We start from the raw sequence: 12,542 nt of genomic DNA, 5'->3' as shown, positions 1-12,542 counted from the left end.
GGCGTTGCAGAATAGAAATATGAATTAGGGCGATCGCTATGAAATGTCCAAGGTGTGAATCAACTCATATTCGGAAGAATGGGTGGCAGCGTGGTAAACAAAATTACATTTGTGTTGATTGTAAACGTCAATTTATCGAATCTTATGATCAAAAAGGATACACAGAAGATATAAAAAGTGAATGCTTAGAAATGTATGTTAATGGTTCTGGGTTTCGCGCAATAGAAAGAGTTAAAAAAGTACATCATACTACTGTTATAAATTGGGTGAGACAAATAGGTACTACTTTACCAGATACACCTTATAGAAATGAAATACCAGAAGTTACAGAAGTTGATGAACTTGAAACCTTTGTTGGGTCAAAAAAAACAAAATTTGGTTGTGGACATCGGTAAATCATAGTGTTCCAGGAATTATAGCTTGGGTTTTAGGTGATAGAAGTTCAGAAACTTTTAAACATCTATGGTTGATAATAAGATGTTGGCAGTCTTATTTTTACGTTACTGACGGCTATCCTGTTTATCCTTGTTTTATCAGTAATGAAGACCACATAGTTAGTAAAACATATATGACAAGAGTCGAGGGAGAGAATAGTCGTTTAAGACATTATCTAGCTCGACTACATCGTAAAACTTTTTGTTATTCAAAAACCGAAGAAATGCTTAAATATTCAATTAGATTAGTAATACATTATCTGAAGTATGGCTCAGTGGCGCTGCGGGCGCAAAGCGCCCGCAAGCTTGAGGCGATCGCATGATTCATACTTTGATTCAGCAACGCCAAATTATTAATACTAGAACCAATGTATACAACATCCGTGAAAAAGCGGTTTATATCAAAGCCCACTAAAGCTTGGTGTGAAATCGATCCGGTATTGAATTTCCCCAGCACGTCGATTTGTCCAAAATAGTTTTCAAGTTTAATGTCACCCTCAGCAGCAAAATAGCCCGTTAGGAAGCGATCATCCACTATTGCGCTAGGAAGAGCTTCGTTTCGGGTATTACTATTAAGAACTACAGCAACATTATTCCGAAGCTGCCAGTTGTCGCTAAATTCATGCTTTAGCGTGTAGCCAAATTTTTGCGTCGTGATATTGTTAAAGTATAAATCAGGATAGGTGGCGTAGAAGCTCTTGGGTGGCAAGCTACCATCGCTCAAGAGCGGAACAAAACTTCTAGGAGGATTTGCAAAGAAGCGAGTGTATTCATAGTACAGATTCAGGCTTGTCCGATCACCCAAGTTCACTGTGATTGAGGGTGCAAGGGTGGTCAGTTGAGTGTTGACAAAATCTTGAAAACCGTTTGCACCCTGATAGCTGGCGATCAAGCGGTAAAGCACAGTTTTATCGGCAGTTAACGGACCTGAGAAATCAATCAGGGGCTGATAAAAGCCATAATTTCCTGCCTCAAATTCGAGCTTGTAATAGGGTTCACTCAAGGGTTGTTTGGTGACAATGTTGACAATTCCACCAGGCTCTAGAGCACCAAAGAGAACCGAGGCGGGTCCTTTGAGAACTTCCACTTGCTCAATGGTTCCAACTGGTTCCAAGAGGTTGTCGAAAGAAGCGCTTCCTTCTGAAAAGCCATTGCGTAAATTTGTTTCCGAAGCAAATCCTCTGATGGATCTGCCTCCGCCAGTCGCACCGTTCAAGTCTCCACTATTTGAAACGCCACTGACCATTTCCACTGACTCGTTTAAAGTTCTCACATTACGATCTTCCAGCACCTGCCGGGGTACAACTTGAATCGATTGGGGAATATCCCGTAGCGGGGTGTCAGTTTTTGTGGCTGTTGTCGCATTTGCCACATTATAGCCATCCTGCTCACCCGTCACCACCAATTCAATCGGCTGATCCTGCTGCGCTGCTGGTTCCTCTTGTGGTGTTTCACTAGCAGGCGTTTGGGGTTGTTGCGGTGGAGAAATCGCCATTGCCTGTGATGCTACCCCAAAAACTAGCCCTGCATCATCATCAAATAACTCAACCGTGGGCAAAGCCTTTTCACCTACTACTGTCACTCGTACAGTATTTGCGTCAACATTCGTTACTGTTATTTCAGCAATTTCCGCAATTGGTTTTTCTGAATAAAATGTAAAAGCCTCACCCGACAGTAAACGCAATTGCCCGCCAGAGACATCTGCAATAAAATTATTGCCAACACTGCGATTTGTGACTTCCAGTTGACTACCTTGAGGTGTCTCTAAAATTATCTCCACACCTTTCTGTGTAGAATTGGCTTTAACTCCTGTAATTGGTACAACTTGAGTTATAGGTGTTGGCGAGTGCACTAGCATGGTTGCGTTAGTGCTGGGACGCTCTAGATCACTGAGTTGGCGAATCTCTCTAATTGACCGGGAATTGCCTAGTACCGATGCCACAGATTTACTCTCTCCCTCTTGCTTAGGTACTTCAGTAGCAGCTGCACTGATTGCACCCCAAAGCCAAACGGAAATCGTCAGTAAGAAAATCTTTACTAACTGCTTTTGTTTCACTTGTTATCCCCACACCAAACTCAAACAGAAATTCTTATCAACAAAGACTATCACTAATCTAATGCCATGAGAAAGCTGTTTTGGTCGCTAGCGGGAGTTTTTTTTGGTTGCTATCAGAAGTGTTTGCGTTGCATTGAGTATTCTTTAGGGTTGACACCAAATTTCTTCCTAAAAGCAGCAGCAAAGTGATTCCGACTGGCAAAGCCAATTTTGTGGGCAACTTCACTCACCTTCATTTCCCCAGTTTCTAGCAATTGACGCGCCTGTTCTAAGCGATAATCGTGGAGATATGCAAACAAGGGCTTGCCGAATACCAGTAGAAACCCGCGCTTGAGTGCATATTCATTGAGTTTGACTAAGCGTGCTAGTTCTGCGGTCGAAGGTGGATTGTCCAGCCGTTGCAATAACAAATCTCTGGCATAAAGAACCCGCTCTAATGTTCCCGACTTTAACGGCTTGTGTGTCCGGCTTGCCAGATTAATTTCTGTTTCTTGCTCCAGCAGTAGTGCTAAGAGTTCCAGCACTTTGCCTTCCAGATACGTGCGCTTGATAATACCCTGGTACGGACAATGCAAGATATGCTGCACATTATATTTCATCATCGGAGTCATGAGGTGGGAGCGAAAGTGGTAAGGTTGTTCTGGCTGACGCACTAAATGTTGTAATGGTTTTGGTAGTTCTCCAGAAGAATTGCCGATGAAGGACTGCAATAATTCTGGTTGCAAATGCACACCCACCAACAGTTGTCGTCCTTGTGAAAACTTATCTTCTCCTTTAACAGCCATGCCACTGCCGAAAAAACCGTACTGTCCAGGTTCCGTCTGATTAACTGCCCAAACAGAGCTTTCCCTCCACTGTCCTGAAAGCATAAACCAAAACTCTAGAGGATGTGGACGGTCAATGCCTTGTATTATTAGATTGTCATGGCGTTGGTAGTTCTCAATCTCCAACAGCAAGTTTTGTCGCAATTCAACTCGTCGATAATGTCCTTCTCCCAATGCTTGGGGACACTTCCAGGTAACATCTAACTCATCATCGGGGTCATTACTTTGTTGGGTTTCGTTAACTTCTGCAAAAAGTTCCTGGTGAGTTTGTGCTGAAATAATGATAGTCATGATTAATCAAACTAGAACTTATTGAGATTAATTATCACTATTCTCTTAACCCTACACAAGCTAGATTATTTCTCATCTGTAAGCGTTAAATTTTATACCAGTATATACATCTGCGTTGAAAAAATTGGCATTCAAAAAAATGAGCATCGCTTGCTCAAAAAATAGCGATCGCCGTAAGTTATTGACAATAATTGATACTATTCATCCTTACCGCAGCTAGTCTTACCTCTGTCTGGAAAGCCATTTCTGAAGTTGAAGTTTTGAGTAAATCCTCGAATGTTAAATGCTCCTGCTCCACCATTGTCGTACTGTACTACAACACCCGAAGCGTTCTTTTGTACAGCATCTCGCAGGGTAGTCACTCCCTGATCTTCAAGCACTTGTTGAGGAATCACCTGAATCGAAGCGGGAATATCACGCAGGGGGTGTAGGATTGAAGTAACCAGTCATAATAGACACTTATAGCACTGTACGATCACCTTCTCTAAGCCAGCGTTCTGCTCGTTCCATGCGTCTCATCTGTCAAGTAACCAAATACGGTATTACCAAAAAGTTGCTGAAAACCACGTTGGAGAGTGCGTAGACGCGAAGCGGCTTGTCGAAGACATCGCTTACTGCTACTTGTTTTGCTAATTCTAATAATGATAGTGGATTTTCTAGGCGGGAGAGTAAAATTTCTCTTGCTTGATATATCCGCTTGATGAGCAAGCGATCGCCGTTAGTGACAAGATGATACTACTCGTCCTTACCGCAGCTAGTTTTACTGCTACCGCAATAACTAGGCCACCAAGGATTGAATTTTGCCTTATTTAATTTCAGCGATCACCATAAGTTATGAGCAACAAAGCGAGCTAATTAAAACTCCCAACTGACTGAGCCAAGTATTGTAAAGGGATTGCCCAATTGGTTATAGAGTCTTCCGTAAGAATATTCATAGTAGGTCTTGTCGAACAAATTACGAATATTAATAGCTGCGTTAAAACCATTTCTACGATAATAAATCGCCGCATCGGTACGTAAATAGCTCGGTAGTATAAGCGAATTATCTAAATCACCTTGGCGATCGCCAACATAAAACGTTCTCACATTGCGATCGCGCAGTACCTCTTGCGGCACTACTTGAATTGATTGGGGGATATCGCGTAAGGGTGTATCCGTCTTTGTTGCTATACTCGCATTCGGTACGTTATAGCCATGAATATTTCGCGCATACCCCTTGCCGAGAAGTCTTGGCACTTGACAAATAAATTCATCAGGCTCTGGATTTTGCAAGCTGTTCATTTCAGCTTCTGCCCAAAGTTCCCAATTCTCTTTCTGCGTGAGGGTAATGGTCATAGCTGGCGATTAATCGTATTGTTAATAATATTTATTATCAAAAATTTTACAATAATTTCGAGAATTGGAATATTTATCAAAATTGTTAGCAACTGAATTTGCACACAGACACTAATTATGGTAATGTGACACATAACTATCGGTTCTGATGGGAAGCAGCCATCAGGCGCAAGGGGGAAAGTTCGGTGTAAATCCGGCGCTGTCCCGCAGCTGTAATGAGACGAAGATAAAGTGTCTCTAAGTCAGAATGCCCGCCGACTCACTCTAGACACAAAACACTTATCTGCGAGGTACAGATGATACATATAGTTAAAGTATTTCATAAGTACAAATATCGATTTAATCCAGTACCCTCTGTAAGTTTTACTAACTATCTTCGCTGTTAGTAACGACACTCAATTTTGGATTGTCCTAATAGGAATTTGGGTATCCATAAGGAATACCACAGAGTTTTTTTGTTATCCAAATAGTATCGAGAATAATTTAGGCATGATATGCCTTGCAGCAAGCTAGTTCAAGCCTAAATCTCAAAACTCAATAGCACAAATCAATATCTGCATTTACTGAAAACGAGGAGTTTTATGTCCACTTCCCGTGTAGTTACTTATTGTGAATTTTTCTCAAAAATCTTTGTCTTTTCTGGAATCTATGGGATGGTGTGTGGAGGATACGTAGCGATGCTTACGGCGGGCTACGCCTACGCTAATCAAATTTCACAAATATCTGAATTTCCCCAGCATGAAGGTACTGCAAGAGACTTACAACCAGTTGTACAAGTAACACCTGAAAATACCCCAGCCTCTACAGAAGAAAAAGAACCCCCCATTGAACTAACAGTCATCGACAAACTACTCAATGAACCTGTTTACTCACCCTTTCGCCGCGAAGGGACAGTGAGAGATTCCACCCGTCCGGTTTACGTAATTACGGGTGAAGAGATGGAAGCGCAGGGCGCTAAAACAGTCACAGAAGCGCTAAAATTCCTACCTGGTATCTTACCTGATGGAACAGTTGGCACAGAAGTGAATGCCTTAAGCGGTCAATTTATCCGAGGTTCTAACTCTGCACAAGTATTGATTTTGCTTGATGGTAGACCAATTAACGAACTTGGTTCTGGTGGTTTTGACCTTTCAGAATTTACTACCAATATTGTTGAAAGAGTCGAAGTATTACCAGGTGGTGGTTCTACCCTCTACGGTTCGGATGCAATTGGAGGAGTAATTAACATTATCACTCGTCGTCCTAGAGAAAAAGTGACAACACAAGCAGGTGTTAATTTTGGTGCGTATGGGTTAAATCAGCAGACTATCAATAGTAGCGGAAAAATAGGAGATATTGGTTGGGTTGTAGGTTATAACCGTACCCAAGCTGAAAATAATTATCCTTTTTCCATCCCAGAAGCTAACTTTCAGGGAACCAGGGAAAATAATGATGTTCTCTACAACAACTTTAATGTCAAATTGGAGACGAATTTAAGTTCTCGTAATACGCTAACTCTCTCAACTTTGTACTTAGGCAAAGACCAAGGAGTACCAGGAGGAGTCCCCATTCCCGAACCATTGTACGGTCAAGGCTATTTTAACTTGTTGACGGAGAGCGATCGCAAATACACAGACCAAGTTCTCACCGATTTAACCTGGAACTCAAAATTAGGAAATGGGAATGATTCGCTGCTAACAGCCAAAGTGTATGCAGATTTCCTTAACACTCGTTTTGATAGTCGCAATTCATCCCAAGCACGATATGATAACAGGCAAGCTTCTTATGGATTGCAAGCACAACACAGTTGGAAATTTACTAATAATCAAACTCTAGTTTATGGCTTTGATTACCGCAATGTCTCAGCTACTAATAGTACATTCGACTTTTCTGTTGATACAAAAACAGTCACTTACGACGATAATATTAGTCAAGGAGCGCTATTTGCTAGATATGAAATTAATTTCACCCCTAGTTTCACTGCCAATTTAGGTTTACGCCAGGATTTTAGTAGCTTGACAAATGGCTCTTTTACATCACCAAGTGTCGGAGCAAAATTTGCACTTACGGACTCTACCACCCTGAGAGCTAACTATATCAATAATTTCCGTGCGCCGAATCTTTTCAACTTATATGCAAATGGTGGTAGTTACGTTGGTAATCCTAACCTCCGTCCAGAGAAAGGTGATAGTCATGATATCGGAATTGACCAGAAGCTAGGCGATTTTGGTCTATTACGTTTGACCTATTTCAACAATACAATATCAGATTTAATCGCTTATAACTTTGCCGTTCCCGTAGCTACTTACGAAAATATTGGTAAGGTTCGCACTACAGGAATTGAAGCAGTTTTAAATTTACAGCTAGCGAATAATATCTACGCCTTTGTTGGTTATACAGCAAACGAGCCGCAGATTTTAAAAAGTACAAATTCTGCTGAAGTTGATAAAGAATTACGATTTGCAGGTGCAGACAGTTTAAATGCAGGACTTTCTTATGAAACTTCTCAAGGTTTATATGCTGGAATACTGATGCATTCTTTGGGTACGTATCCAATCAACAACACCAATACAGAATCCTTACCTGGGTACACTACTTTTGATTTCAAAATGCGCCTACCTCTAAGTGATAACTTAATACTTACAGGTAGTGTAGATAATCTCTTTGACCAGCGTTATCAGTTGTTTCCAGGTTATCCTGATGGGGGGAGGGTTTTTCAGGTTGGGTTAAGTTCTACGTTTTAAGGGAAGGAGTTTTTTTACGCACAGACGCAGCGAAAAGTTTGAGCGGAGGAAACCTCCGCTCAAACTTTTCAAGACAGAGACGCAGAGGAGAGTATTAAATGACAAAGTTTAATTGTTGGGTAACTCCAGTAAATAAGGTTGTGAGTGAGGTTTTATCTACGGGGGGGTCTATTGAGTATGAATATTTTGATTCGAGTACCGATGTTTTATCGTCACTACTCTACACCTTATTTCAGCAAAATTGGCAACAGGTAGGGGTAGGGCATATTGTCCAAGGTGGTGTATTAGAATTAGAATTTAATGCTCCACCTAAAATTTGTATTCTCTATGATGGATATCTCACAGTAGTCACAGAAGGCTGGCATTTGCACCTATGTATAGAGGCTAATTTAGGTGGGCCTCATTGTAAGACTCCTTTGGAATTAAGGCAACAACGTCAAGTAAGTCGCGCTGCATTTTATCGACGGTTTAATGCAGAAGGTATCCCTAGAAGTTGGGGTATTGATTTTTGGAATGGTGCAGATGAAAACCTCATGACTATTTTCTTGCCAAATCCGTATGTAGAAGGTGAGAATTTATTACCAGAAGGCAAGCCTAATTTATCAAAGTTAGCTCTTTATGAAGAACTACGAGAGATTTATATATTGGGTAACAAACCAATGCCTTTTAACAAAAACCCATTAAAACATTCTTATATTTCCGTTTGTACTTCTACTCGCTGTCTTCCGTCACGCAAATGGCAACCCACATTTGATACTTTAAAATCAGCAGTTGAAAAAGCAGGTGTAGATATAGAAGTAAGAACATCTGGCTGTTTGGAAGTTTGCCAATTAGGACCAGTAGTATTTTATTCAGATGATAGGACTTGGTACACTCGTGTTAATCCAAATGCTGCTGAAACTATCGTTAATGAACATTTGGTGAAAGGCAATAAAGTATCTGAAAATATATATCCACCAGAGTCTGTTTAAATTAGGACTTACACCATCACCTCTTTGAGTTGTACTTAGCTTCGCAGAAATTAAATAGAAATTCTATGTGTAACAGCTACAGGGCTGAATCAAAAATCTGCTGTGCGGTAAGTTTCAGTTCGGAGAAACAGCGAGAAACGATTCGGTCGTTTTCCTTCTGGCTTTTGCTCCAAAAATTCTTGAATGGTTAATAGTTTTTGTTTTGGCAGTACTTGAGTCATATTTATTCCTAATTGATATTCATTAGCTTTTAAGCATAACTGCCCCTATGATTTTAGCGTGCAAAGCCTCCACTCAAATTCCGAATGAACATTTAGTGAAAGTAAATAAAGTTATTGAACACCACTGCTTACTAAATCTTGTTTGACGCGATCGCCCCCGTCTGTATTTCGCTCGAAACCTCTGGGTTAGCCCTACCTAAACCATTGGTACAAGCCTTTCGCCGATCCGAAATTCCTACAAGGGCAACAGTAGATACAATGATTATTAAAACTGCCACGAAACTGTCCCTAGTACTGTAAACGGCGCGCCAGGAAACACAGTGCTCCTACCATAGGCACTTTCAAAATAATTCACATCAAACAAGTTCTTAATATTCAGCCCGACTCGCCAGTTGTCACGGCGGTAATAAATCAGTGCATCGGTTCGCACATAACTGGGCAAAGTGAATGTATTCTCCAAGTCTCCCTGGCGATCGCCCACGAAAAATAATCCCCCGCCTAATCCAAAACCTTTCAAACCTCCAGCTTGGATTTCATAGGTTGTCCATAAAGAAGCACTGTTTCGGGCAACATTACTTGGTTCATTCCCCTTGTACTCTGGTCTGGTATCTTCAGTAATTTCCGGATCGATATAAGTATAACTAGCGATGATTTTCCATCCGGGCAAGATTTCTCCAGCGACATCAAACTCAATGCCACGAGAGCGTTGTTCGCCCACCTGGAGGCTATTTAGCGGATTCACTGGATCGCTAACAACAAGATTTTGCTTGGTAAGTTGGTAAGCCGCCAGTGTTGCTGCAAGTTTGCCATCCAAAAATTCACTCTTGACGCCAACTTCAAATTGTTCGCCTGTAGTTGGCTCGAATGGAGTATCGTCAGCATTTCTGTAGAAAGCGATAGAGGGTTGAAATGAACGACTATAGCTGGCGTATAAAGAGACTGGTTGAATGGGTTGGTAAACAATGCCAATGCGAGGGCTAAAGGCAGTATCTTCTTGATCGTTTGAGATACCAGCTACTGCATCCTCATAAGAGGCTTGTGCAAAATCAAAGCGACCACCTAGCAAAATCTTGAACTGATCTCCAATTGAGATCAAATCCTGGGCATAGACACCAATTAAATTTTGAGGAAATTCTTGGTCTTGAACTATTGTATTAAATTGAAGTGAAGGTTGGTCATAATTTGGGTTGAAAAAATCGATGGATGGCAAGGCGGGTGTTGAAGAGAATATCTTGCGGGTGAAATTAATCCTACTTAAATCCAAGCCGAAGAGTAAATCGTGCTTAACTATGCCAGTCTGGATAGTTCCAAGAACATCAGTTTGCAAATAATAATTCCGTGACTTAGCTTTATCAAATCTAGCCTCACGATCCAATGTCCGATTGTCTGCTTGCAGTCCTAAATTATAGTCAAAAGCCTCCTGATAATCTTCAAGTTCAGCTCTGAATCCATTGCGGATTGACCAGTTATCACTAAATTTGTGTTGAAAGCGATAGCCGAGTACAACAACATCACGTTCTAGTTTCAAATCTGGGTCATCGACATACCGGGAGCGGGGGACTCGTCCTAAAGGGCTATCAAAAACTGAGCCATCGGCAGGAATACCTGAGTACGATACTTTGGAGGTATTGAGATACTCAGCTTCTAATGTTAGGCTTGTATTCTTACCAAAATCAAAACTAATGACTGGCGCTACAAACACTTGCTTTGTTTTCACAAAATCCACAAAGCTACCAGAGTTTTGATATGCTGCATTCAAACGGTAGCGAATCGTTTTGTCGGCCCCCAAAAGGCAACGCCTACATCAGTTTTTGAGTGATGCGATCGCGCAGTTGATAATTACTAATGAGTAACCCTAATCCCTCTCGCAATTCAATCTCTCGGCAATATCCTTTACCAAACTGAGATGGATATTGCCAAATCATGTCAAACTCATCTGAGGGGTCGTAGCGTTGCTTGCTTGGTTCATCTTCAAAAAAGATTTCCCAGAAGTAATTCCGTGAAATGAAGATGGTCATTTTGGAACTGAGCGATAATTGCAATATTTGCAATAGTTTCTCATAAAGTGGGTGTAAAGTGATGTCTATTGATAAGCTGAGGAAGCGTCTGTGCTTTTGTCAGTGTCCCTGAGCAGTTAGACAGTAAATGTATAAATGTAATTAAGTTGCCAGAACCTAGACAGCTTAAGCATTCTCATCAGATGCTTTTTCTGCAACAGATTTTAAGCGGCTAGCTCTGATTTTCCTGATGCGATCGCTATTGCGAACACCACCCGCCATTTCATATTCGCAGCTATCTTTGCCGTACTTGATAGCAACTACCATTAACATCTTCTCACAAAGCTGACTCAAGTTTTTTTCCATCTCTTCAATTTCAGTTTTAGAAGAATCAACCACAGACAGAGCAGTATTATAAACATCAATCTTGTTACGTAACTGGTCAATTGACGCAATCAGTTTTTCTAGACTATAATCCTCATCAAATTTGATATCTGGAACAATCGATTTCAGACCAGCAGACCTAATCTGAGCTTTTTCTAAGATGCGGGATGTTCTTTTTTGACGAGCCATAAATTTGTTTTTTTAAGATGCTTCTAGAGCTAGCTTGCCTTAATTAACCAGCATAGAGGTTCAGCAAAATTCACAATTTTTTCTGATAAAATTTTCAAGTAATACCAGTAGTTTTTCGGTATTTTATAGAAAGTCGGCAAAAAACTTTATTTCCTTGTGGGTAGAGAAGGATAGCTGCCCCCTGACTTGGGGCATTGGGCATTATTAGACTTCTTGCAGAAATCGGGAAAAGGGTAAGGGGAAAAATAAAGATGCACTTCTTTAGCCACAAGAGCGCAAAAGTAACTTTTGCTTATAGGTGTATTGATTTTTCCCCTATTGTTACCAGAAAGACCGCTACTGTCGCGAGAAAGACCGCTACTGTCGCGAGAAAGACCACTACTGTTGCAAGAAAGACCGCTACTGTCGCGAGGGAGACCGCTACCGTCATGAAGGAGACCGCTACCGTTGCGAGAAAGACTACTACTGTTACGAGGAAGACTGCTACTGTTGTGAGAAAGACCGCTACCGTCGCGAGAAAGACTGCTACCGTCGCGAGAAAGACTGCTACCGTCGCGAGAAAGACTGCTACTGTCGCGAGAAAGACCGCTACCGTCACGAGGGAGACTACTTCATCGGTAATCTGTAACGTAAAAAAAGTATTTGCCAAAAAGCTAGGGTTTTTGCCAGATAAAGAAAACCGAGTTCTTACAGCAGAATTCAAGTATTTAAACCACATCTGTTATAGGGGCGCAAGGCCTTGCGCCCCTACCGCGTGGTCTATTTACCTGAAAATAGCTGTAATTTTGGATAAAGTCGAGCTAAGAGGTTGTTTGAAAAGTGATAAGTAATACCAATTTGAAAAAAGAATGCGACAAATAGACCATTTGTAGAGACGCGATTCATCGCGTCTTTACCCTTTGGATGTGTTGCAATCATTAATTAAATTGGTATAACAAAGTCAGCAAGTTAAAACTCCCAGGAAATCGACCCTACGACAGTCAACGGATCGCCTGGGAATACACGCGTCTGGTTCTGGGAACTTTCAAAATAGTCAACGTCAAACAGATTCCTGACATTGAGTGCGGCTCGAAAACCTCCCTGATTGTAGAAGATAGCAGCATCCGTGCGTACATAA

The 12,542-nt window shown here is 41.2% G+C and carries 13 protein-coding genes and 1 riboswitch; of the genes, 4 read left to right on the top strand and 9 right to left on the bottom strand.

The window, feature by feature from the left end; genetic code table 11:
* The first annotated feature begins 38 nt into the window (after nt 1-38).
* A protein-coding gene (locus tag V7L20_RS30835) for an IS1 family transposase (RefSeq protein ID WP_334747723.1) occupies nt 39-757 on the top strand; the annotation gives its coding sequence in 2 pieces (ribosomal slippage) (nt 39-360 and nt 360-757; 720 coding nt in all).
* Here V7L20_RS30835 and V7L20_RS30830 read toward each other — a convergent pair.
* The 4 genes from V7L20_RS30830 to V7L20_RS30815 all read right to left on the bottom strand — a co-directional run bounded on the left by V7L20_RS30830 (nt 691) and on the right by V7L20_RS30815 (nt 4,940).
* Nucleotides 691-2,490 (bottom strand): TonB-dependent receptor plug domain-containing protein, encoded by a 1,800-nt coding sequence (locus V7L20_RS30830; RefSeq protein ID WP_334747722.1) that lies wholly within the window; start codon nt 2,488-2,490, stop codon nt 691-693. The genes V7L20_RS30835 and V7L20_RS30830 overlap by 67 nt on opposite strands.
* A gap of 113 nt (nt 2,491-2,603) precedes the next feature.
* Nucleotides 2,604-3,605, bottom strand: coding sequence for a helix-turn-helix transcriptional regulator (locus V7L20_RS30825; protein ID WP_334747721.1), 1,002 nt, complete (start codon nt 3,603-3,605; stop codon nt 2,604-2,606).
* Nucleotides 3,606-3,802: 197 nt separating this feature from the next.
* Complete coding sequence (locus tag V7L20_RS30820) at nt 3,803-4,018, bottom strand: Plug domain-containing protein (RefSeq protein ID WP_334747725.1); 216 nt, start codon at nt 4,016-4,018, stop codon at nt 3,803-3,805.
* A 442-nt stretch (nt 4,019-4,460) separates the two neighbouring features.
* Entirely contained in the window at nt 4,461-4,940 is a 480-nt protein-coding gene (locus V7L20_RS30815) for a hypothetical protein (RefSeq protein WP_334747720.1), read from the bottom strand.
* 123 nt (nt 4,941-5,063) lie between these two features.
* Nucleotides 5,064-5,214, top strand: a riboswitch (cobalamin riboswitch).
* A 403-nt stretch (nt 5,215-5,617) separates the two neighbouring features.
* Here V7L20_RS30815 and V7L20_RS30810 point away from each other — a divergent pair.
* The gene (locus tag V7L20_RS30810; protein ID WP_334747724.1) at nt 5,618-7,663 is read left to right on the top strand and encodes a TonB-dependent receptor plug domain-containing protein; all 2,046 of its coding nucleotides are present in this window, start codon (nt 5,618-5,620) and stop codon (nt 7,661-7,663) included.
* Between the two features lie 98 nt (nt 7,664-7,761).
* Nucleotides 7,762-8,634 carry a (2Fe-2S) ferredoxin domain-containing protein gene (locus tag V7L20_RS30805; protein WP_334747719.1) on the top strand — a complete coding sequence of 291 codons (873 nt, stop codon included), beginning with the start codon at nt 7,762-7,764 and terminating at the stop codon, nt 8,632-8,634.
* 89 nt (nt 8,635-8,723) lie between these two features.
* Here the strand turns inward: V7L20_RS30805 and V7L20_RS30800 are convergent, their stop codons facing one another.
* The 5 genes from V7L20_RS30800 to V7L20_RS30780 all read right to left on the bottom strand — a co-directional run bounded on the left by V7L20_RS30800 (nt 8,724) and on the right by V7L20_RS30780 (nt 11,425).
* A complete protein-coding gene (locus V7L20_RS30800) occupies nt 8,724-8,855 on the bottom strand; it encodes a hypothetical protein (RefSeq protein ID WP_334747718.1) in 132 nt (43 codons plus the stop codon).
* Nucleotides 8,856-8,986: 131 nt separating this feature from the next.
* Nucleotides 8,987-9,133 (bottom strand): hypothetical protein, encoded by a 147-nt coding sequence (locus V7L20_RS30795; RefSeq protein ID WP_334747726.1) that lies wholly within the window; start codon nt 9,131-9,133, stop codon nt 8,987-8,989.
* Nucleotides 9,121-10,644: a TonB-dependent siderophore receptor gene (locus V7L20_RS30790; protein WP_334747717.1), complete on the bottom strand. Its 1,524-nt coding sequence runs from the start codon at nt 10,642-10,644 to the stop codon at nt 9,121-9,123. The genes V7L20_RS30795 and V7L20_RS30790 overlap by 13 nt, the downstream gene beginning before the upstream one ends.
* 10 nt (nt 10,645-10,654) lie before the next feature.
* Nucleotides 10,655-10,873 carry a hypothetical protein gene (locus V7L20_RS30785; RefSeq protein ID WP_334747716.1) on the bottom strand — a complete coding sequence of 73 codons (219 nt, stop codon included), beginning with the start codon at nt 10,871-10,873 and terminating at the stop codon, nt 10,655-10,657.
* A gap of 165 nt (nt 10,874-11,038) precedes the next feature.
* The gene (locus V7L20_RS30780) at nt 11,039-11,425 is read right to left on the bottom strand and encodes a hypothetical protein (protein ID WP_334747715.1); all 387 of its coding nucleotides are present in this window, start codon (nt 11,423-11,425) and stop codon (nt 11,039-11,041) included.
* 194 nt (nt 11,426-11,619) lie between these two features.
* Here V7L20_RS30780 and V7L20_RS30775 point away from each other — a divergent pair, with 194 nt between their 5' ends.
* Nucleotides 11,620-12,255 carry a hypothetical protein gene (locus V7L20_RS30775; protein ID WP_334747714.1) on the top strand — a complete coding sequence of 212 codons (636 nt, stop codon included), beginning with the start codon at nt 11,620-11,622 and terminating at the stop codon, nt 12,253-12,255.
* The last annotated feature ends 287 nt before the right edge of the window (nt 12,256-12,542 follow it).

The organism is Nostoc sp. (assembly GCF_036916735.1).
GTDB lineage: Bacteria > Cyanobacteriota > Cyanobacteriia > Cyanobacteriales > Nostocaceae > Nostoc.
Note: the sequence above shows the minus strand (reverse complement) of the source record. Positions and strands in the feature narration are given on the sequence as shown.

Coding starts and splice junctions, on each gene's coding strand:
- V7L20_RS30815 (WP_334747720.1), bottom strand. CDS start 4,940: ATGACCATTACCCTCACGCAGAAAGAGAATTGGGAACTTTGGGCAGAA.
- V7L20_RS30805 (WP_334747719.1), top strand. CDS start 7,762: ATGACAAAGTTTAATTGTTGGGTAACTCCAGTAAATAAGGTTGTGAGT.
- V7L20_RS30785 (WP_334747716.1), bottom strand. CDS start 10,873: ATGACCATCTTCATTTCACGGAATTACTTCTGGGAAATCTTTTTTGAA.
- V7L20_RS30780 (WP_334747715.1), bottom strand. CDS start 11,425: ATGGCTCGTCAAAAAAGAACATCCCGCATCTTAGAAAAAGCTCAGATT.
- V7L20_RS30825 (WP_334747721.1), bottom strand. CDS start 3,605: ATGACTATCATTATTTCAGCACAAACTCACCAGGAACTTTTTGCAGAA.
- V7L20_RS30800 (WP_334747718.1), bottom strand. CDS start 8,855: ATGACTCAAGTACTGCCAAAACAAAAACTATTAACCATTCAAGAATTT.
- V7L20_RS30810 (WP_334747724.1), top strand. CDS start 5,618: ATGCTTACGGCGGGCTACGCCTACGCTAATCAAATTTCACAAATATCT.